General features: G+C 61.7%; 18 protein-coding genes. 8 read left to right on the top strand and 10 right to left on the bottom strand.

The features are described from left to right. Positions 1 to 226: 226 nt before the first annotated feature. Together BW992_RS21975 and nhaB are read left to right on the top strand one after the other, a co-directional pair. On the top strand, positions 227 to 1,516 hold the full coding sequence (locus BW992_RS21975) for a delta-60 repeat domain-containing protein (protein ID WP_076407103.1): 1,290 nt from the start codon (positions 227 to 229) through the stop codon (positions 1,514 to 1,516). A gap of 82 nt (positions 1,517 to 1,598) precedes the next feature. After that, positions 1,599 to 3,101, top strand: a complete 1,503-nt coding sequence (nhaB, locus tag BW992_RS21980) for a sodium/proton antiporter NhaB (protein WP_076407104.1) — start codon at positions 1,599 to 1,601, stop codon at positions 3,099 to 3,101. A 178-nt stretch (positions 3,102 to 3,279) separates the two neighbouring features. On the opposite strand, the gene BW992_RS21985 is transcribed toward nhaB, so the two are convergent. From BW992_RS21985 to gnd, 3 genes are read right to left on the bottom strand one after another with little or no spacing between them, the layout of a single operon-like run. Continuing rightward, the gene (locus BW992_RS21985) at positions 3,280 to 4,101 is read right to left on the bottom strand and encodes a Cof-type HAD-IIB family hydrolase (RefSeq protein WP_072391042.1); all 822 of its coding nucleotides are present in this window, start codon (positions 4,099 to 4,101) and stop codon (positions 3,280 to 3,282) included. Then, positions 4,098 to 5,618 (bottom strand): glucose-6-phosphate dehydrogenase, encoded by a 1,521-nt coding sequence (gene zwf / locus BW992_RS21990; RefSeq protein ID WP_076407105.1) that lies wholly within the window; start codon positions 5,616 to 5,618, stop codon positions 4,098 to 4,100. Before zwf ends, BW992_RS21985 begins: the two co-directional genes overlap by 4 nt. Further along, on the bottom strand, positions 5,615 to 6,595 hold the full coding sequence (gnd, locus tag BW992_RS21995; protein WP_072459223.1) for a phosphogluconate dehydrogenase (NAD(+)-dependent, decarboxylating): 981 nt from the start codon (positions 6,593 to 6,595) through the stop codon (positions 5,615 to 5,617). The genes zwf and gnd overlap by 4 nt, the downstream gene beginning before the upstream one ends. Positions 6,596 to 6,868: 273 nt before the next feature. Here gnd and BW992_RS27105 point away from each other — a divergent pair, with 273 nt between their 5' ends. Both BW992_RS27105 and BW992_RS22000 read left to right on the top strand, forming a co-directional pair. Continuing rightward, complete coding sequence (locus tag BW992_RS27105; protein WP_165887561.1) at positions 6,869 to 7,042, top strand: DUF6026 family protein; 174 nt, start codon at positions 6,869 to 6,871, stop codon at positions 7,040 to 7,042. A gap of 277 nt (positions 7,043 to 7,319) precedes the next feature. Next, positions 7,320 to 9,059 carry a phosphoethanolamine transferase CptA gene (locus tag BW992_RS22000; protein WP_076407106.1) on the top strand — a complete coding sequence of 580 codons (1,740 nt, stop codon included), beginning with the start codon at positions 7,320 to 7,322 and terminating at the stop codon, positions 9,057 to 9,059. A gap of 26 nt (positions 9,060 to 9,085) precedes the next feature. Here BW992_RS22000 and BW992_RS22005 read toward each other — a convergent pair whose 3' ends face one another. The 4 genes from BW992_RS22005 to BW992_RS22020 all read right to left on the bottom strand — a co-directional run bounded on the left by BW992_RS22005 (position 9,086) and on the right by BW992_RS22020 (position 11,976). After that, positions 9,086 to 9,580, bottom strand: coding sequence for a GNAT family N-acetyltransferase (locus BW992_RS22005; protein ID WP_076407107.1), 495 nt, complete (start codon positions 9,578 to 9,580; stop codon positions 9,086 to 9,088). Positions 9,581 to 9,633: 53 nt separating this feature from the next. Continuing rightward, on the bottom strand, positions 9,634 to 10,755 hold the full coding sequence (gene zapE, locus BW992_RS22010) for a cell division protein ZapE (RefSeq protein WP_072459225.1): 1,122 nt from the start codon (positions 10,753 to 10,755) through the stop codon (positions 9,634 to 9,636). Between the two features lie 111 nt (positions 10,756 to 10,866). Further along, positions 10,867 to 11,208 carry a nuclear transport factor 2 family protein gene (locus tag BW992_RS22015; protein WP_072391022.1) on the bottom strand — a complete coding sequence of 114 codons (342 nt, stop codon included), beginning with the start codon at positions 11,206 to 11,208 and terminating at the stop codon, positions 10,867 to 10,869. Positions 11,209 to 11,259: 51 nt separating this feature from the next. After that, complete coding sequence (locus tag BW992_RS22020) at positions 11,260 to 11,976, bottom strand: helix-turn-helix transcriptional regulator (protein WP_072391974.1); 717 nt, start codon at positions 11,974 to 11,976, stop codon at positions 11,260 to 11,262. A gap of 146 nt (positions 11,977 to 12,122) precedes the next feature. Between BW992_RS22020 and BW992_RS22025 the strand changes: the two genes are divergently transcribed. Further along, the gene (locus BW992_RS22025) at positions 12,123 to 12,593 is read left to right on the top strand and encodes an LEA type 2 family protein (RefSeq protein WP_072391019.1); all 471 of its coding nucleotides are present in this window, start codon (positions 12,123 to 12,125) and stop codon (positions 12,591 to 12,593) included. Between the two features lies 1 nt (position 12,594). On the opposite strand, the gene BW992_RS22030 is transcribed toward BW992_RS22025, so the two are convergent. Further along, positions 12,595 to 13,518: a carbon-nitrogen hydrolase family protein gene (locus tag BW992_RS22030; RefSeq protein ID WP_076407108.1), complete on the bottom strand. Its 924-nt coding sequence runs from the start codon at positions 13,516 to 13,518 to the stop codon at positions 12,595 to 12,597. Between the two features lie 87 nt (positions 13,519 to 13,605). On the opposite strand from BW992_RS22030, the gene BW992_RS22035 reads away from it, so the two are divergent. Continuing rightward, entirely contained in the window at positions 13,606 to 14,514 is a 909-nt protein-coding gene (locus BW992_RS22035) for a LysR family transcriptional regulator (protein ID WP_072431126.1), read from the top strand. Between the two features lie 3 nt (positions 14,515 to 14,517). On the opposite strand, the gene BW992_RS22040 is transcribed toward BW992_RS22035, so the two are convergent. Then, positions 14,518 to 14,772: a hypothetical protein gene (locus BW992_RS22040; protein WP_072391008.1), complete on the bottom strand. Its 255-nt coding sequence runs from the start codon at positions 14,770 to 14,772 to the stop codon at positions 14,518 to 14,520. 145 nt (positions 14,773 to 14,917) lie between these two features. Here BW992_RS22040 and BW992_RS22045 point away from each other — a divergent pair, with 145 nt between their 5' ends. Beyond that, entirely contained in the window at positions 14,918 to 15,235 is a 318-nt protein-coding gene (locus tag BW992_RS22045; protein ID WP_072391006.1) for a DUF883 family protein, read from the top strand. 63 nt (positions 15,236 to 15,298) lie between these two features. Here the strand turns inward: BW992_RS22045 and BW992_RS22050 are convergent, their stop codons facing one another. After that, positions 15,299 to 16,330, bottom strand: a complete 1,032-nt coding sequence (locus tag BW992_RS22050; protein ID WP_072459227.1) for an Ldh family oxidoreductase — start codon at positions 16,328 to 16,330, stop codon at positions 15,299 to 15,301. 228 nt (positions 16,331 to 16,558) lie between these two features. Here BW992_RS22050 and BW992_RS22055 point away from each other — a divergent pair, with 228 nt between their 5' ends. Then, positions 16,559 to 21,388 (top strand): dermonecrotic toxin domain-containing protein, encoded by a 4,830-nt coding sequence (locus tag BW992_RS22055; RefSeq protein ID WP_076407109.1) that lies wholly within the window; start codon positions 16,559 to 16,561, stop codon positions 21,386 to 21,388. Positions 21,389 to 21,452: the final 64 nt, after the last annotated feature.

The following is a 21,452-nucleotide window of genomic DNA, read 5'->3' on the forward strand; positions in this document are numbered from 1 at the left end:
CTGTTTTCAACGCAGCATGAACGAGTATCAAGGCGTTTTATACAGAGCCTGAAGGCTGTTTATTGAAAGCAGGCTTTGCACTGGGTCAAAAAGCCATTGTTCTGGCACAAGACGCTTCTATATCTGTAGAAGTTGACAGTTGTACGCCATCACTTTCAGGGATTGAATGTTGCCCTCATGCAGTCATCGCCCCTCCGGGCCGGTCGACGCGCAAGGAGAGGCATGCATGCTCAATCACTTCGCTCCTGGACTGCCGAAGACGGTAGCCCATGCCGGACAGTTGGACTCAGGCTTTGCCAATGGCGGCAAGGTGTCGGTTCAGTTCCATGGCAGCACGTCGAGCCTGACCACGGGGATGGCCGTCGACCGCCACGGACGCATCCTGGTGGCAGCCAAGGTCGAGACCGCCCAAGGCAGCCGTTTCGGGCTTGCCCGCCTCAACCATGACGGTTCGCCGGACAAGGGGTTCGGTACCCTGGGCTGCGTCATCGGCGCTTTCGAGCAGGGCTTTGAAGCGACGGCGGGCAAAGTCATCGTGTTGCCCGACGCAAGCATCCTGTTATCGGGTCTTCACTACGAAAGCGCCGACCGCACCCTGCCCGCCCTGGCGTTGTTCGATCAGCAAGGCCGCGCGGTGCCAGGCTTCGGCCACACCGGGCGAACAATCATCCGGCTTTGCGGCAATCTTTCCCAGGGCCTGCGTGATCCCTGGCTGCCTCCCGGCGTACCAGGCCTTGAAGCCTGCGACATGCGCGTACAGGCCGATGGCCGGATCCTGTTGTTGGCCAACCATCATTTTCAGTTGTCCGATCATGTCGGCATCCTGATCCGCCTGCTGCCGGACGGCAGCCTCGACAGCACATTCAACAGCGGCGGCTTCGTGATGGTCCGGCGCCTGTTGAAAAACACCTGGCTGAGCTGCCTCGCACTCCAGGCCGACGGCAATATCCTCGCAGGCGGTGCCATCGACCTGCCCCAACAAGGCCTGATGGCCCGCTATGACCCCAGTGGCAGACTCGATGACAGCTTCGGCGACAACGGTTTCCTGTCCATCACGACCCAGGAGCGCAGCGTGATGATCAGCCAGATCGTCCAGCATGAAAACGGCGACCTGCAGGCGTTCGGCAGCAGCCGTGACCCGATGCAGTGCCTGTCACTCAAGGTACGCCCGGACGGCCAAGCGGACCTCCAGTTCAACCAGGGACAATGCCGGCTTCTACAGATCGGGCGCAGCGCGAGCCAATGGACCGCCGCGCAGCTTCAATCGGACGGGAAGCTGGTGACCGCCGGCGCCACCATCGGCGGCATCGAGGCTGACTTCGTCCTGGCCCGGCATCTGCCGGACGGCTGCCTCGACCCGTTTTTCGGCCAAGGCAGAGGCTGGACTCGCACCCGACTCGGCTACAGCCTGGATACCGCCACCTCCCTGGCATTGCAGGCAGATGACAAAATCCTGGTGGGCGGCTATTCCCTTCATGGCAACTACAGGGCAGTCGTGGCGCGGTATTGGGCCTGAGTCGCAACAGTATCTTTTCCTACGCTTGATATTCCGCATTGCTTACGGCAACTTGCGCGCTTCTAAATAAAAGGAGCAGCCGATGTCCGGTTCAATGGCTGAAGCTTTCGCGCATAACTTTCTTGGGCATTCGCCTCGCTGGTACAAAGCGTGCATCGTCGCCTTCCTGATCCTCAATGCCCTGGCGCTGTGGACCCTCGGGCCGGTCGTTGCCGGCTGGATGCTGGTGCTGGAGTTCATCTTCACCCTGGCCATGGCGCTCAAATGCTATCCCTTGATGCCTGGCGGCCTGCTGTTGATCGAGGCCCTGGTCCTGGGCATGACTACGCCCAAGGCCCTGTACGACGAGTTGACCCATAACTTTCCGGTGATCCTGCTGCTGATGTTCATGGTGGCCGGGATCTATTTCATGAAGGACCTGCTGCTGTTCCTGTTCTCTCGCCTGCTCCTTGGCGTGCGCTCGAAGGCACTGCTGGCCTTGATGTTCTGCTTTCTCTCGGCGTTCCTGTCGGCATTTCTCGACGCACTGACCGTCACCGCGGTGATCATCAGCGCCGCGGTGGGCTTCTATTCGGTGTACCACCGCGTGGCATCGGGCAACGACCCGCGCCAGGACAGCAGCATCGATGAAGACCATGACCTGCCTTCGCTGCACCATGGAGACCTGGAGCAATTCCGGGCGTTCCTGCGCAGTTTGCTGATGCATGGCGCCGTGGGCACCGCCCTGGGGGGCGTATGCACGCTGGTGGGCGAGCCGCAGAACCTGCTGATCGGCCATGAAATGGGTTGGCACTTCGCGGAGTTCTTCCTGAAGGTCGCCCCTGTATCGCTGCCAGTGCTGGCAGCCGGACTGGTCACTTGCGTGGTATTGGAGAAACTGCGCTGGTTCGGCTACGGCACGCTGCTGCCAGACAATGTACGAGCCGTGCTGGCCGATTACGCCGCCCAGGACAACCACGAGCGCACCTCACGCCAACGCGCAGCCCTGGTCGTGCAGGGTATCGCCGCGTTGATCCTGATCGTGGCCCTGGCCCTGCACATTGCCGAAGTCGGCCTGATCGGCCTGATGGTCATCGTACTGATCACCGCGTTCACGGGGATCACCGACGAGCATCGACTCGGCAACGCATTCAAGGATGCCATGCCGTTCACCTCCTTGTTGGTGGTGTTCTTCGCGGTGGTGGCGGTGATTCATGACCAGCAATTGTTCACGCCGCTGATCCAGTGGGTACTGGCCCTGCCCGCCGACCAGCAGCCAGGGATGCTGTTCATCGCCAACGGCCTGCTGTCCGCCATCAGTGACAACGTGTTCGTGGCGACCATCTATATCACCGAGGTGAAACAGGCCTTCGTTTCCGGTCACATGAGCCGCGAGCAGTTCGAGACCCTGGCCGTGGCCATCAATACTGGCACCAACCTGCCCAGCGTCGCGACTCCCAACGGCCAGGCCGCGTTCCTGTTCCTGCTGACTTCATCGATTGCACCGCTGATTCGCCTGTCCTATGGCCGGATGGTCTGGATGGCGGTGCCTTATACCGTGGTGATGGGCGGCCTGGGCTGGTTTGCGGTGACCTACTGGCTGTGAGGCCTGGCGATGGCCCTGCCAACGGTCTGCACGTTGGCAGTCACTTTCGCGGGCAAGCCTGCTCCCACGGGAGAATCCGCTGATCCGGATTGCCGACTCATCGGGTTCGTGCGGGAGCGGCATTGCCCACGAAGACGGCGACCGGGCCGATATCAAGGCAAGCCTCCCCCTCGTGGCTTCACCGGGGCAGGATGAATCGCTCGATCGCCAATGCCGCGCCATCCTCGGTCACGGCGGCGGTAATCACGTCCGCTTGGCGCTTGATCGTCTCGTCCGCCTGGCCCATGGCAATGGACAGGCCCGCGCGATGAAACATCGCCGGGTCGTTACCGCCGTCCCCCATGGCCGCCGTCTGCTCCAGCGGCACGCCCAGGAACGTCGCCAGCGTGGACAACGCCTCCCCCTTGTTCGCCTTCATCGCCGTGACGTCCAGATAGATGGGTTGCGAACGCGACACCTGGGCCTGGCCCTTGAGCAGCGGATGCAAACGGGCTTCCAGCTCAATCAGTAGATCGGTGTTGGCGCTGGTGGCGACGATCTTGTCGATGCGCTCCAGGTATGGCTCGAAACTCTCCACTTCCACGGGTGGATAACCCAGGCCACGGGTCTCTATCGGCACCATCGGACCGTTGGCGTCACGCACCAGCCAGTCACCGTCGGCAAACACCCAGACTTCGATGCCGGGTTGGTCGGCATACAGCGCCAGGGTGGTCAGCGCCGCCTCGGGGGGCAGGTAATGCACGGCAAGGAAACTGCCGTCGGGATGAACCAGGGTGCCGCCGTTGAACGCAGCGGTGGGCAGGTCGACACCCAAGGCCTCGATCTGTTGCAGCATGGCCCGCGGCGGTCGCCCCGTGGCGAGGCTGAACAACACACCTGCTTCACGTAGCGCGCGCACCGCCTGGATGGTGCGTTGATTGAGGCTGTGATCGGGCAGCAGCAGCGTGCCATCCATGTCGCTGAGCAAAAACCGGATGGGCTGTTTCAACGACTCGCTCATCCGAGGCCATGCCAGACACGACCGTCGCGTGTCAGCAGGTCGTTGGCAGCGGCCGGGCCGTCTTCCCCGGCCTGGTAGGGCTGCACCGTCGCGTCCTGCTGCCAGGCATCCAGGAACGGCTGCACCGCGCGCCAGCCGTTCTCGATATTGTCGGCCCGCTGGAACAAGGTCTGATCCCCCGTCAGGCAATCGTAGATCAGGGTTTCATAACCCGTTGATGGCTGCATTTCGAAAAAATCCTTGTAGGCAAAGCCCAATTCTATGTTGGCCATGTCGAGGGCCGGCCCCGGCCGCTTGGCCAGCAGGTCGAACCACATGCCTTCGTTGGGCTGGATCTGGATTCTCAGGTAAGTGGGTTGCAATTCATCGACTTCGGTGTCGCGAAACTGTGCATAGGGCGCCGGCTTGAAGCAGATGACGATTTCCGTATCCCGCACGCTCATGCGCTTGCCGGTGCGCAGGTAAAAAGGCACCCCGACCCAACGCCAGTTGTCGATCATGACCTTGAGGGCCACATAGGTCTCGGTGCTGCTGTCGGCGGCGACGTTGGCTTCCTGGCGATAGCCGCTCACCGGATTGCCGGCGATTTCGCCGGCGGTGTACTGGCCTCGTACCGAGTTGGCGCGGGCCTGTTCCACCGACCAGGGCCGGATCGCCCCCACCACCTTGGCCTTTTCGCCACGTACCGCATCGGCACCGAAGGCGGCCGGCGGCTCCATGGCCACCATCGCCAGCAGTTGGAAAAGGTGGTTGGGCACCATGTCCCGCAGGGCACCGGTGCGCTCATAGAAACTGCCACGGGTTTGCACACCGACGGTTTCAGCGGCGGTGATCTGCACGTGGTCGATGTAATGGTTGTTCCAGAACGCTTCGAACAGGCTGTTGGAGAAACGGCTGACCAGGATGTTCTGCACCGTCTCCTTGCCCAGGTAATGATCGATCCGATAAATCTGTTTCTCGCTCATCACCTTGAGCAGGCAGGCATTGAGGGCTTCGGCGGTCTGCAGATCGGAACCGAACGGCTTTTCGATCACCACGCGCCGGAAGCCATCCTCCTGCTCCTGCAGCAGTCCGGCCGCACCGAGGCGACGGACCACTTCACTGAAGAAACGCGGCGCGGTCGCCAGGTAGAAGACCGCATTGCCAGTACCGCTGGCAGCGATTTTCGCTTCCAGCGCCACATAGGTACTGTCATCGAGGAAGTCACCCTGCACGTAGCTGATGTTCCTGGCCAGCCTGGCCCACAGCTGCGGATCAAGTGCCCGGGCGGCATCGCCGCCCTTGCTTGCCGCTTCGTTGCGGATGAAGTCCTCGAGTTTCCTGGCGAAGTCCCCGTCACTGATAGCGTTGTGGTCAACACCGACAATCCGCAGTCCATCCCCCAGCAGCCCATCCCGACAGAGATGGTAAAGCGCTGGCATCAGCAGGCGCTTGACCAGATCACCATGGGCACCGAACAGGAACAACGTGGTCGGTGGTGCGGGCTCCGCCTTGGATTTCCTGCCGATCGAGGTCATTTTTTTGGTGTCTCCACATGGCCGCCGAAGCCGAAGCGCATGGCCGACAGCATCTTGTCGCCATAGGTGCTCTGCTGGCGGGAACGGAAACGGGCGAACAGCGAGCTGGACAACACCGGAACCGGCACTGCCTGCTCGATCGCGGCCTCGATGGTCCAGCGGCCTTCCCCGCTGTCGGCCACTTCACCGGAAAAACCGTCCAGCTTCGGATCGCTGGCCAGGGCATCGGCCGTCAGGTCCAGCAACCAGGACGAAACCACGCTGCCACGCCGCCAGACTTCGGCGATATCGGCCAGGTTCAGATCGAAACGCTGCTCCGGCGGCAGGCTTTCGCTGGATTTGGTCTTGAGGATATCGAAGCCTTCGGCGAACGCCTGCATCATCCCGTATTCGATGCCGTTATGGATCATCTTCACGAAATGCCCGGAACCGGCCGGGCCCGCATGGATGTAGCCACGCTCGGCGCGGTCATCGTCGGACTTGCGGTCACGGGTGCGCGGAATATCGCCCATGCCAGGCGCCAGGCTGTCGAACAGCGGGTCCAGGCGCGCCACCACTTCGGCGTCGCCGCCGATCATCATGCAATAGCCACGCTCCAGCCCCCATACGCCCCCGGAGGTGCCGACGTCGATGTAGCTCAAGCCCTTTTCCGACAAGGCCTGGGCGCGACGGATGTCGTCCTTGTAATACGTATTGCCGCCGTCAATGACCACGTCGCCTGGCTCGAGCAGCTCGCTCAACGCGTTGATGGTGTCTTCGGTGGGTGCGCCGGCCGGCAGCATGACCCAGACCGCCCGTGGCGCCTGCAGGCCGGCCACCAGGGCCGCCAGGTCCGCGACGCCTGTGGCGCCTTCCTGGACCAGGTTTTCGATAAAAGCGCTGTTGCGATCATAGACAACGGTGGTATGCCCGTTGAGCATCAGGCGCCGCGCAATATTGCCGCCCATGCGGCCCAGTCCAATGATCCCGAGTTGCATGTGCTGATGCTCCCTACTACAAATAAAGGTATGTCAAAGGTTTAGCTCACGACTATGAGGAGGTTAGTCCAGAGCATTGCTGCATAGTTTCCGGTTAATTCGTGCAATCACAAGGGATAACGCTCCAGATCCGGTCGAAGACACGGCGACCATGAAAAATAAAAAAGTTCCATTCACGAGCAAAAGAAATCAGAATCGGCGCCGATAGTAGAGGTGTCGACCAAAAACTGGCGACATCTCTATAGTTGATGTACGCCATTTGCGAGGTGAGCAATGGACCCAGTCGTTACCGCACGTCCCCCACAGACCCTTTATGTGACCATTCGTCGCGATGAATTACGCCTGCTCAAAGAAGAGCGTGATCTGCTGCTCGATGAAGTGACCCAGTTGCGCCTGCAGCTGCAACACGCACAACTGGCCCACCAGGGTCAGGCGCTGGCTCGCTAGACCTGCTCCAGTCGGAAGTGACGCTGAACATACCAGTGTCACTTCCATGAACCCTGGGCATCCCACAGAAAAATCGGCTCGGTTCGAAGCATTCGCGCCCCCCTGTCCCCTCGCGGTCTCCCTTCGCGACACCACGCCCCTGCGTCCCGTAGACAAAAAACTCACGAAGTTTTCACACCCTCATCGCAATACTCCGCGCCTTTGAAGAGGGTCGGTGCACGCCCGCGGATGCCGGATCGGCCCCTGCGGCAGCGCCGACAAAAGGCTGGAGAGCTTGATGAGTGTGTTCAAACGCAGCAAAACGACTGCGAAAGGTTTCGATTGGGCCGGACTTGGCTGGCTGTTCCTGTTCTTCTGGTATTTTTCGGGCATTACCCAACTGCTTATCCTGGTGACCGACACCTCCGGCTTCACCGGGTTTCGCCAGGCGCTGATCATGAGCGCCGTGTGGCTGGCGCCCATGCTGCTGTTCCCGGCCCGGACCCGCCTGCTCGCCGCCTTGATCGGCGTGGTGCTGTGGGCGTGTTCCATGGCAAGCCTGGGCTATTTCTTCATCTACCAGCAGGAATTCTCCCAGAGCGTCATTTTCATCATGTTCGAATCGAACGTGTCTGAAGCCGGTGAATACCTGACCCAATATTTTGCCTGGTGGATGGTGCCGACCTTCCTGGCCCATACAGCGGTCAGCTATTGGCTATGGACGCGCCTGCGCCCGGTGTACCTGCCGCGGGGCCGGGCCATGATGGCCGCCGCCGCGATCATGGTGGCCGTGGTGGGTTACCCATTGGTCAAGCAAACCTTGCGTACCGGCACCCTGGCCGGGGGCCTGGAGAAATTCGAAGACCGCATCGAGCCCGCCGTCCCCTGGCAGATGCTGGTGGCATACCGTCGTTACGGTGAACAACTGACCAATATGCAGGGCATGCTGCACAGCGCCAGCAAGATCGAGCCACTGCGCAACCTCAAGGACGCCATGGCGAACCAGCCGGCGACCCTGGTATTGGTGATCGGCGAATCCACCAACCGTCAGCGCATGAGCCTCTACGGCTACCAGCGGGAAACCACGCCGGAACTGGACAAGCTCAAGGACCAGCTGGCGGTGTTCGACAACGTGATCACTCCACGTCCGTACACCATCGAAGCGCTGCAACAGGTCCTGACCTTTGCCGATGAGCAGCATCCGGACCTTTACCTGAGCACACCCTCGCTGGTCAGCATGATGAAACAGGCGGGCTACAAGACGTTCTGGATCACCAACCAGCAGACCATGACCAAGCGCAACACCATGCTCACGACCTTTTCCCAGCAGGCCGACGAGCAGGTCTACCTGAACAACAATCGCAACCAGAACGCCGCGCAATACGATGGCGACGTGATCGCGCCGTTCAACAAGGCCCTGGCCGATGCCGCGCCGCGCAAGCTGATCGTGGTGCATCTGCTTGGCACCCACATGAGCTATCAGTACCGGTACCCGCCGACCTTCAACAAGTTCACCGACCGCCAGGGCGTACCGGCAGGGGTGCGCGACGATCAGGTCCCCACCTATAACAGCTACGATAACGCGGTGTTGTACAACGACTTCGTGGTCTCCAGCCTGATCAGGGATTACGCCAGGACCGACCCCAACGGCTTTTTGCTGTACCTGTCGGACCACGGTGAGGATGTATTCGACTCGGCGGGGCACGACACCCTGGGACGCAACGAAGGCAAGCCCACCGCGCCGATGTACACCATTCCGTTCATGGCCTGGGCCTCGCCAAAATGGCGCGAAAGCCATGACTGGAACTTTGCCGGCGACCTGTCACGGCCCTACAGCAGTTCTCAGCTGATCCATACCTGGGCAGACCTGGCAGGCCTGAGTTTCGACGAGCTGGATCGCAGCAGGAGCCTGGTCAGCGATGACTTCAAGGCCCGGCCCCTGTTGATCGGCAATCCCTATCAACGCCAACACAAGGCGCTGATCGACTTCAGCCTGATGCAACCCAGGAAACCGGAGCCCCGGCTCGTGCAGAAATAACCCAGGCCCGGGCGCGGGCCAGGGTTCTACAAAGACTTGGTCCAGAACAGCATTCGGCCATGGGCCGGGTCGAACATGCCGGCGACGAAACCGAATTTGCCATAGCTGGCCTGGGCCACGGCGTTGCCTTCAAGCACCTCCAGGGTCATCTTGCAGCAGCCGCGCTGGCGGGCGATATCTTCGACCTTCTGCAGCATCTTCTGGCTCAGGCCCAATCCGCGAAAGGCCTGCATCACCGCCACATCATGGATATTCACCAGGGGACGGCAGGCAAAGGTGGAAAAACCTTCGAAGCAGTTGACCAGCCCCGCCGGCTCGCCATTGACGAATGCCAGCACGCTGAACGCATGGGGGCGCTTGGCCAGTTCTTCCGGCAGGTGCAACAGCACTTCGGCCGGCAGGGGCCGACCGCCCCCCATCGGGTCTTGCGCATAGCCGTTGAGCACATGACAGATCGCCTCGGCGTGAACCGGGTTGGTGTAGCTGGCTTGCAATACAAGGATGTCCCTGGCTTCTTCCATGACCTTCCATCTCTCTTTGAATGCCGATCGCCCTTGGCTTCGGCGGATACAGGTCAGGCTGGCTGACCGAAACGTTGCAACTGCATTTCCTGGAGGCGACTGAGGGTACGGCGAAATGGAAATTGCAGATAGCCCTCGGTGTACAACCGCTCCATCGGCACCCAGGCCGAAAGATACAGCGGTACCTTGCGGTCGTAGCATTCGTCGATCAGGGCGATGAAGCGGCGCACACCATCGTCGTGAATCGACAACTGCGGCAGTTCTCTGTCCCCCGCCTCGACCCGCTCGACGCCGTCTTCCGTACCACGGGCAATGCGGCCCTCGCGCTGCTCGGCGCTCAGGCTGGGCACATCGCTGAGCAGAATGACGCTGAAGCGGTCGCAAAGCGCCATGAAATCCAAGGCTGAAAAAGGCTGCTCGCACAGGTCCGCGTAGCGGGTCCAGAGCACTGTCTCGCTGGCCTGGACCGGCTCATGCAGGCGATGGCCCACTTCTATCGGTCCGTCACGCAGCGCTTGCCCCGCAGTCAATTGAGCGAAGACTGCGGCCAACGGGTCAGGCCGAGCGCGTTCCCGCAGCCAGTAGCGCTGTTGCAGCGCACCCGGATGCTGGCGGTGGTCTTGCCATCCATTCACCGGCACGATCTGCATATGTTCCTTGATCGCGCTGATGGTGGGCAGGAAACGCTCGCGGTTGTGGCCGTTGGCGTAAAGCTCTTCGGGAGGCAGGTTGGACGTGCTCACGATCACCATGCCCCGCTCGAACATCACCTGGAAGAGCCGGCCGAGGATAATGGCATCGCCGATATCGGTGACGAACAGTTCGTCGAAACACAGCACCCGCACTTCGGCGCTCAGCTCCCGGGCCAGGGCCTGCAAGGGATCCGGCGTGCCGGTGAGCTGGAATGAACGCTGGTGTACCCAGGCCATGAAATGATGAAAGTGCTGGCGGCGCGCGGGGACCTTGAGACTTTCGTAGAAACGATCCATCAACCAGGTCTTGCCGCGCCCCACCGGTCCCCAGAGATAAACCCCCTTCACGGGCTTGCGCCCCTCCTGCAATGCCCGGTGGCATTGCTCCAGGGCCATGATGGCGAGCTCCTGGGCCTCGTCCTGGACGAAGCCATGGTGTTCGATGGCGTGCTGCCAGGCGATCAAGGGTGAGTCGAAAATCATACGGCCCGGGTCCGGAAAGCGAAGTCGCCGAGTATGCCATGAACCGGCACTTCGCCGTGTGACGGAAGGTCTCCCTCGCCGTCACTGGGCTCGCGTCAGGTTGCCGGGTTTCTAGACTGAAATATCCAACCGGCTGATTTTCCCCTGTTCGTTGAGGCGGAAGGTGTATCGCAGCTCCAGCGGGCTGCCGGGAAAGGTCCCGGAGATCAGGTTGTGGACCAGCACCTTGCCGGTGCGCTGCTGCACGTTCAGCACCTGCACCCGCGGCTGGTAGCGCCGGGCGGTGTCCTCCATCCATTGGGCAATGGCCTGGGTACCGGCCCGGTGCTGGCCTTCATCGAATACGTTGGCATCCTCGGCGAAAAAACGCGGCACCGCCGAACTGTCACGGGCATTGGCGGCCGCAATGTAACCGGCTATGGCCGGGGCCAGGGAAGAGACGGGATTGGACATGGTACGGCTCCTTGTTCTAGCGATCTGGCATCATGCTAAAACAGCGCCATGTCAGTTTTTGTCAGGAGTGAAACGTCCGGTTTCATCCAGCTGCATCGACTTCATCCAGGCCCGCAACAGATCGCTGCGCCTGCCAGGGTAGCGCCCCCCCTCCTCGATGGCACACGCGATCCGATCGGTGCGAAAGGTCCGATAGGCGTCGCGTAATTCACACCATGCCACCACGACCCGCGCCTCGTTGAAAAACCCCAGGGCCAGGGGCCAGACCAGTCGCTGGCTCGGCGTATTGTTCACGTCGGCGTAGTCGATGCGCAGCTTCGCCTGGCTGCGAATGGCCTGGCGGTAGACATTCAGTTCCACCCTGTTCTGCGGGTAGCCATAGCCCGGCGGACCGGGCAGCACCGTCGGGTTGCGCAGGGCGTCCCGGACGTCGGGAGCCAGCACCGCGGCGACCTTCGCCAAGGCATCGGCGGCGGCCTTGCCCAGCACATCGTCGCCACGCTGGTCGACGTAGCGCAGCCCCAGCACGATGGCCTCGATTTCATCGGCAGTGAACATCAGCGGCGGCAGGAACAACCCGCTGCGCAGTACATAGCCGATGCCCGCCTCGCCCTGGATCGGAGCGCCAAGGGCCGTCAACTCGGCTATGTCCCGGTAGAGCGTGCGTTCAGACACGTTCAGCTCGGCCGCCAGCGTCGCGGCAGTGACCGGGCAACGCTTGCCCCGCAAGACTTGCAGCAAAGTGAGCAGCCGGGTGGTACGCGACACGATGGCGATCCGCAAGAAAAAAGTTGACGCAGATTAGCAGAGCCTGATGTCAGAAACTGTCAGGAGCCCTTTATGGAGCGTGTTGTGGGTTATGGTGTCCTCGGTTTCCGCGTTTCCCGACTGCATCTTTATCTTGAGAGCGTGCCATGCGCAGAATCATCGGTTTATCTTTCTTTCTGATGCTCTTGAGCCTGAACGCCTGCACGCTGCTGCAGCGTCACGACCCGCTGAACATCAATGTGGTGGGCATCGAACCCTTGGCCAGCCAGGAACTGGAGATGCGCTTCGCGGTGAAACTGCGCTTGCAGAACCCCAACGACATCGCCATCGATTACAACGGCGTGGCCCTGGACCTGGAGGTCAATGGACGCACCCTGGCGTCGGGGGTCAGTGACCAGGCAGGCACCATCGCGAGGTTCTCCGAAACGGTGCTGAGCGTGCCGGTGAGCATCTCGGCTTTTTCGGTGCTGCGCCAGACGCTGGGCCTGAGCCAGACCCAGCGCCTGGACAACCTGCCCTACGTGCTCAAGGGCAAGCTGGCGGGTGGATTGTTCGGTACCGTGCGCTTCGTCGACCGCGGCACCCTGGACTTGCCGAGCTCCACGGCCAACTGGTGATTCATGGGATAAAACGCACGCCGGGCCTGGCCCGCTCGTCCACCACCAGCTCGAACACATCCGGACGGGCGTAATGCCCGACCACGTCATAGTCGTAGCGCGCCCCCACCAGGTCGTCGGTGTCGATTTCAGCGGTCAACAGGCCGGCCTTGTCCTTCAACGGACCGGCGAGCACGTCGCCCATGGGCCCTACAATCACGCTGCCGCCGGCGATCAGCGGCCGCTCGGCCGGCCAGTTCGCGACTTCGATCCCCAGCGCCTGGGGCGAGGCCTGGACCTGGCAGGCACTGACCACGAAGCAGCGGCCCTCGTGAGCGACGTGGCGCATGGTCACTTGCCACATGTCCCGCTCATCCACCGTCGGCGCGCACCACACCTCGACGCCCTTGGCGTACATGGCCGTACGTAACAGGGGCATCATGTTTTCCCAGCACACCGCCGCGCCCACACGCCCTATCTGGCTGTCGACCACCGGCAGTGTCGAGCCATCGCCCTTGCCCCAGATCAGCCGCTCCGTACCGGTGGGCATGAGCTTGCGATGCTTGGCCACCAGGCCTGCCTCGGGCTCGAAATACAGGGCCGTGCAGTACAAGGTGCTCCCGGCGCGCTCGATGACGCCCAGCACCAGGCTGGCGCCGGTGCGCGTCGAAAGCCCAGCCAGTGCCTCGGTCTCGGCGCCGGGCACGTCGATGGCATTGGCGAAATAGCGAGCGAAGGCTTCTCGCCCTTCCGGCAACCGATACCCCAGCTGGGTACCGAATCCTTCGCCCTTTGGATACCCGCCCAACAGGGCCTCGGGCATTACCACCAGCCGGGCGCCGGCCTGGCGTATGGCCTCTTCATAGGAAAGGATCTGCGCCAGGGTCTCGCCCTTGCCGCCGGGCAAGGAACCGATCTGCAGGGCGGCCACGATGGATTTTGGCATGGGGTTGCAACTCCTTGGTTCATCAGGTGTTGCCGATTCTCAAGCGTCGACCGATCATGAATAAAGCCCTGATCACTGCTAAATGATATGAGCCAAATGAATATCGCCGATATCGACCTCAACCTGCTCAAGACCTTCGAAGCCCTGCACGACGAATCCAGCGCCAGCCGCGCCGCGCTGCGCCTGGGCGTGACCCAGTCGGCCATCAGCGCCGCCCTGCGCAGGCTGCGCAGCCTGTATGACGATCAGTTATTCGTGCGCACCGGTCGCGGCCTGGCACCGACACTGCGGGCCGATCAATTGAAGCCGGTGATCAGCGACGCATTGAACAAATGCCGCCAGAGCCTGGCGATGATCGATCCGGATGCCAGCCATTACCAGGGGCGCTCGGTCATCGTCGGCCTGTCCGACGACTTCGAGATCGCCTATGGACGGCGCTTGATCGAGGAAGTGGCGCAACGTGCACCAGGGTTGAGGTTGATCTTCCGCCAGACCCATAGCCAGATCGTCGGCCGTGATCTGATGGAGCGCCATTTTGACCTGGCGATCACCGCCGGAGGTTTCGCGCAGCGGCTGCTCAGTCGACGGGTCCTGGGTGAAGGGGACTACGCGTGCCTCGTCGATCAGGCCAGCCTGAAGGAAGGCCAGGCGCACCTTGCGCTGGAAAGCTTCGTGGCGCGGGAACATCTGCTGGTATCTTCCGGTGGGTTCATCGGCATCACCGACGAGGGGCTGGCCGGGCTCGGCCTGAGCCGGAGGGTCTGCGCCTCCACCACGCATTTTGCCGCCCTGCCATTCCTGCTCAGGGGCAGCCAGGCCGTGGCGACCATTCCGGCACATGCGGCCCGGGCCATTGCGTCCCTCAGCGGCCTGGCGCTGTTACCCTGCCCCCTTGCCTTGCCGCGCTACCCTATCGAACTGGGCTGGCGAACCCACGCGCAGATGGATCCGGCCGTGATCAAGGTTCGCGAGGCCATCCTGGCGACCTTCAAATGAGGTTCATTTATTGGCCGCCATCAGGCGATTGACTTCACTGCGCACCATGTTGGCGTACTCAGGGGGCGACATGCCATCCAGCTCCGCCCGCACCCACTCGGCCCACTTGCCCTTGCGCTTGGAGCGCTCGCCGAACAGGCGGGCCGCTTCGCCCTTGGCCTTGCCCAGGTTGTTCTGCCACAGTTCGAACAGTCGGGATTTTTCGTCTTCCAGCGCAGCGCGCTCGGCCAGGGGCTTGTCAGCGAGATTGAAGCTCATGGAAATTACCTGTTGCGTAAATAGGCGACATCTTACACCTTGCAAGGAAACGTCTTAACACCCATTTTGGCTGTGCGGCGCTTGCAACTTTCCCCCAGGCGCGGCACTCCACTGTTCACTGCCATCATCTGCAAGGAGTCATTCAATGCCCCGTAAAAGCCCAGAGCAAGCGAACGGAGAGCAAATCAAGGACCAGGCCTTCAGCGAATTGAAGGCCTTGATTGAAGAATCGGAAAAACTGCTCAAGAGCAGCGCTTCACTGGTGGGCGAAGATGCCGAGAACCTGCGGGGGCAGATCGCCCATAAACTGCAACAGGCCCTGGACTCCCTCGCCAGCGCACGGGATCGCACCCGTCCCATGGTGGACGCCACCGAGACCTACATTGGTGGCCACCCTTGGCAAACCGTGGCGATTTCCGCCGGTTTCGGGCTGGTGGTGGGCTTGCTGCTGGGACGACGCTAAGCCTGCCCGTGGCAAGGGGCTTCCCCCTTGCCGCGCTGAGTCCGACACCCGCCCAGACGGGCCTTACATACCGGCCAATTCCCGCAACTGCGCCAGTGTCTGTTCCTCCAGCACAATCCCTCGCTCGCTGGATTGACGGCGCTCGCGATGCCGGCGATCCCCCGGCAACCGTTGCAACCCCACCCCCTGCATTTGCCTGACCAGTTCCTGGCTGCGCTCGGCGAAATCCTGCCCGGCGGCCTTGCTCGGGTCGATCACGATCAGCAACTGGCCGGTCCATGGCGTCTTGGCACCGGGATGATTGCTCCAGTCGAACTCGAAGGAAAAATGCCCCCCCGTCAGGGCCGCCGCCAGCAACTCCACCATCATCGACAAGGCCGACCCCTTGTGCCCGCCAAACGGCAGGAGTGCCCCGCCATCCAGGATTGCCTTGGGATCGCAGGTCGGCTGACCCAGACTGTCCACCCCCATGCCCGGGGGCAACAGTTCGCCCTTGCGCGCGGCAATCTGCACATCGCCATGGGCGATGGCGCTGGTCGCCAGGTCGAAGACAATCGGCTCCCCGTCAGCCCGTGGCGCGGCAAAAGCGATGGGGTTGGTGCCGAACAGCGGGCGCTGTGCGCCATGGGGCACGACACACGTCATGCTGTTGACCACACTCAAGGCCACCAGCCCTTCATAGGCGAACGGCTCGACATCCGGCCAGAGGGCGGCGAAGTGGTGAGAGTTACGGATAGCCAGCACCGCAATGCCGGCGCTGCGGGCCTTCTGCACCAGTAGCGCACGCGCGGCAGCCAGGGCCGGCTGGGCGAATCCATTGCCGGCGTCCACCCGCACGAACCCCGAGGCAACATCCTCGACCACCGGCACGGCCTGGCCATCGACCCAACCGCTATCGAGGGTCGAGACGTAACCGGGGATGCGAAACACCCCATGGCTGTGGGCTCCGTCGCGCTCGGCGCCGGCGCAGTTTTCAGCCAGGATCCGGGCGACGTCGGCCGAGGTGCCGTGTCGCAGGAAAATCTTCTCCAGCAAACCCGCCAGGGCATCGAAGGACAAGGCGCCGGAACCGGCGTGTTCGGATAGCGCAGACATCTGAAGCTCCAGAATGATTGTTGGAGGTAGCAACAGGTAAGACAAACCAGCGCGCCGATTAAACACCGCTTCATGAGCGCGCTGTCAACCTTTGCGCCGGCGCCTGAGCCTGACAGGCACCGGGGGCCTGGCGTGCGGTAACTATCTACCACCTTCGCCCTTCCATGGCGTCCTAGCCTGACCGCTTCATCCACGGCTGCCTCGCGGCGCCTTGATCGAGAAGCGACGATGACCGAGACCACCCCACTGCTGTTTTCCCACGTGCTGGATGCCAGGCGCCTGGACGAACTGAGCGCACCCCACGGATTGACGCAGGCGGACCTCGACTGGTTGCATCACGCTGCACTGCCCAGCCACTCGCTGCGTGCAGCGCAGACACCGCCGATGTCTGTCGAAACCATCCTGTTCGAAGCGACCGGCCGAACCCCGATTCCCCTGGCCGGCTGCCTTAGCCTGACGGCCTCGCCAGCGACCGGCGCTTCGCAGGCTTGGCCTGCGTTTCTCTATACACCACAAGGTGGCATCAGAAAGTTCGCCAGCCGCCGAGCCCTCGAAACAAAGATCGAGCACATGCTGGCGAGCCCCGTCGAACGTGACGATCTGTTTCAACTGCTCTCGATTTCACAACGGGCCGAACTGAACGGCTCCCCCGGCATCCGACAGACCCGCTCGCTCATCGAGGGCGATGTCTTCGAAGCCCTGGTCGCAAGCATCGAGCATGCACAGAGCCTCAATGCCCGGACAATGGTGGACGAACTGATGAAACTGCCTTCGTTGCAGGCGATGCTCGACCAGGTATTGAACGAAGCGGCGTCGAACTTCGACCACAGGCAGGGACGCGTGGCGATCAGCACCTATGCCGGCGCCGGCAGCCCGACAGCCGGCCGGGTCATCAACACCATGTCCCTGGCTGACGCGGTCCTGGTCTATTTCCACCACCAGGGACGACCCAGCGGACATGACGTGGAATTCATCCATCCGGGGATCACCCCATCATCCGGGAACGCCCGGCAGTGGGAAAACCTGCTGAAGGTCGCCGCTGGACACCTGATCCCACGGCTCATCCAGTGCATCGAGGGTTACTGGGACGCCACCGGCCCCTTTCATATTTCACGCCGCAAGCTTCTCTCGCAGGTGCTCAGCGACACGTTGCGGGCGAACATCCTGATCCAGCGGGAACAGAGGCAACTGACGCATGCACAGAGCCGGGAGCTGTTCCGGGTCCTCGGGCCGTCCGGTCGGGATGAAACGCTTCTGTTCATCGAAACGGTGCGACTCTGGGAATACGAACCGCTCTACGTGGAGCTCGCCGGCTCGTTGATGATCAGCGGCAAGGGGCACTACCTCTACACGCCCAGCCACGGTCTCCAGAAAGTCGACGACTATCTGAGCTTCAAGCAGACATTGCTCGGCACTCCGACCCGGGCCACGCGAAAAGAAGCCCTCTACGGCCTTCTGAGCCTGGAAGAGCGCAACCGCTTCCTACGCCTCGACGAGCCAAAGGTGTCGGGGCACCCCGTGGCCTTGCCGGTGTTCGAGTCCCTGGCCAACACCATCATCGGCAAGCAGACCAGCAACCTTCATTACGCCTTGGAGATGTCTCGCCAGGGCAAGGTCGACCTTCACGCCCTCGTCGACAAGGCGCTGGACATACGCACCTTGATCGACAAAAGCCTCTTGAAGCAGGGGATCCAGGGCCATTGGGGTGCCCAACCGGTGTTTTACGGAGACTTGCGCCCTTCCAACTTCATGGCCGACCAACTGGAAAGGAAGATCAAGAGCTATGCCAGCGTCGAAGAGGCTTTCACCACGCTGTTCGCCCGAGTGCCGATGTCCAGTCCCCACGAGTTTTCCAAGGACCTGAGAGCGCTGCTGCCAAAGCTCACCAACGTTTTTTCCCTGGGAATACGTGCCGAAGCCGAACTCAGGGAGCTGGACGGAACCCTGCCGCCAGCCGCCCACGACCTCATCAGGACCGTGTTCGCCTACGACCCCGATTTTCCCGACCGCACCCAACGCATGGGGGTCAAGGGCTTCCGGCCGGACGTCTATTCGCTGAGGCTCACCTGTACCGACGAAACCCGAACGGTCCACCTTTGCCTCGCCAATTGTTTTTTCCTCACCGAACGCGGCGGGCTGGATACGCCCTATTCAGGCCTGGGTATTCTGTGGACACCTTCGGACGGCCTGCAGGTCTTTTCTTCCGTGGAGATGGCCGCCGGGCAATTGAACCGCTACCTGCTCGACCCTCGAAGACGTTTCAGCCTGCTGGAAAACCTGCCCGCTGCCCAACGCAAGCCCCACGGGCATTACCGGCTCGAGGCATTCGAGCTGATCGAAGACAACGTCCTGTCGAACCGGATGAGTTCCTTCATCGATCTTTTCGAAGCCGAACACCGGTACCTGAGCAGTCTGAAAATCGGCCCATGGAAACTGAGCGGGATGGCCTTGGCGAAAAGCCTCGAGGCGCTGCAGAACAAAGGCGCTCCGACCAATCTGCCGCGTGCGATGCGCATCGCCCAGGCGAACCGGTGGCGGCAGAAACTGCCCGCCTGGCTCGGCACGGCCGCCCTGGAAGATCAACGCTTGCATATCGATCTGCTCGACCAATACAAGAACAGCGTGGCCGACGGCAAGGACTACCTGGACGGTATCGAGCCGCTTCGCACCTATGTCGGTAAAAAGCTCAAGGCATTAATGGATGCACGCCTTGGCGAAAAGGATCTCGACCCGGCCAGCATCCTGATCACGCCGAACCTCGCATTGGCCGGTCCTCCCGCTTCCTTGATCGATTTCGCCTTGAACCATGTCGAGTTCACCCAGAAGACCGGCTTGCATGTCTCCTCCACGTCCGGAAAAAAACTGCCGGACAGTCTGAACGAAGCCACTGTGAAGCAGATGCTGCTGTCCCTGGATATCTCCACTTCGTATAAAAAACACGTCAGGGACAAGCTCTCCGGCACGGGAGCGGACGCAGAAGCGAGAAAGCAGCGTTTTCGCCGCCAGTTGCCCTGGCAACTGTTGCAGCATGCCCACGCACGGCACCTGCAACAGTACCTGTCGGCCACGGCATTCGACTTGATTCGCCAGGTCCTGGATATGCCGGACGGCATCGCGCGCCAGGCAGTGAAGGGTGCCAGCGCCCTGATCCGTCCACTGGAACTGATAACGACCGGCGGCGCCGCGGCGGTCAAGACACTGGGACTCTACCTGATCGGATCGAGCACCGACGCGATGGCTCCTCATGTGCTGTATGCGCCCTACCGCGCGGGGCCGAACCTCATCGAATTCAAGGACGAGGCCAGCCTCATCGCTGCGCTCAACCTGCCCGGGGCGCTTCAGGACCTGCTGATCAGCCGACTCCCCACGACCCAGCAGGGGCTGTTCCGGAACCTGTTCGTGTCCACCCTTGGAAAGCTGTCGGACATCACCCTGGCCTCGAATCCGATTCAGACGAACCTGCTCGACACGCTGTTCAACGATAACCTGGACCTGCTATCGGACCTGTTGAGCACCCAGACCGACCGCAAACGCCAGTTCGACTGGCAAACGGTCCTGCATCTGTTCAGCACCGGGGTCAGGTTTGCGGGACGCCAGCTACCGGGCAAATTGACGTTTTTCGAGACCCTTTGGGAAAGCTACCAGGACTTCAAGGCCTCTGCCGAAGCGCTGCGACAGCATGACTGGAAAACCGGCTTGCATGACTTCATCGCCGGCGCCGCGGAAATGGTCTCGCTGGGCATGCTCAATCGCGACGATACGTTCGGCCTGCTCGCCCCTGCCAGCCCAGCAACGCAGGTGTCCCGGACGACGACCGAAATGAGCTGGAAAGATATCGCGTCCACGGCACCGACCCGTACCAACCTGCACGCCTTCGAAGCCACGGATGCCAGCCTTTTCGACCTGCACGCAAACCTGGCCGACGGCACCTACGGCGCAGCGGGATCCGGCAAGCTCTATGCGAGCGTGGCCGGCAGGGTCTTCCAGGTCGCCAAAGCGAACCAGGTATGGCGTGTCGTCCATGCCCATGGCGAAGGACCGATACTGGCTCGATCGTCCGACGACCAGCAGTGGGCGATCGATCCGCAGCGACACACCATTCGCTACGGCAAGGTCATGTCCACGCTCGCCAATTCCTACAGTGACTACCAGGCCGGCGCCTCGTTGAACATCGAAGCCCGGGGCATGGCTGAAATACGCAGGAAATACCCCCACCATGCCAATGCCATCGTCCAGGCCCTGGAGACAGCCAGGTTCTACTCCATCAACGCCCTCCATAACCTGGAGCACGCCAGGCAGCAACGTGCGCCGGCCTCTCGACTGGAAACGTTTCTCCAGACGTTCCTGGGCGTGGAACACGTCGATGCCGGCCTGATCGAGAAGGTCCACACGGCGATTGCGCCGATCTGCCGGGCACTGGCCGATCCTTCATGGGAAGCGCAGAACGCCAAGCGCATCGTCATCGGCAATCTCAAGGATATCAACGATATCGCCACAGCATTTGTCGTGGAACCCAACGCCAAGGGACGGATTTACCTCACGCAGCTGTTCTTTGAAATAGGCCTGGACCGATACCAGGAGCTTGTGCCGCAATCATTCAATGTCGACGCCCATGCCCAGGGGGCGACACTTATCCATGAATTGACCCACCAGTTGTTCGACACGTACGACATCGTTTACCTGGATGCTTCATTGCCCTTCTTCGACCTCATTTCCCAAGACACCGAATTCGGACGACGCAAGTCGGGGGAGTTGAAAGAGCAACAACTCAAAGGGTTTTCGCTGGGTACGCCGCGATCGAAACTGTTCATGGCCTGGGACCATCGGGCCGGGATGCTCAAGAGCCTGGAACAGATACGTCAATTCAAGGACATGACCAGGGAAATACTGAAAATCACGGGGGCTACCAGCATCAGCGAAGCACGGGATATTTTCCTCGACCCCGCTTCGGCCGATAAACGCATCGACCTGATCCTTCGAAACGCCGACTCCATGACCTTGCTGATTTGCATGCTGGGACGCCAGCTCGACGCCGTGCTGCCCGCCGCTGGCTCTTGAGTGGCTATTCTTCTGCCATGCGCGACCCGTTGATCTTTTTTTCACCCAGCCCATGGGATGCTAG

Origin of the sequence: Pseudomonas sp. 7SR1 (assembly GCF_900156465.1) — a bacterium.
GTDB lineage: Bacteria > Pseudomonadota > Gammaproteobacteria > Pseudomonadales > Pseudomonadaceae > Aquipseudomonas.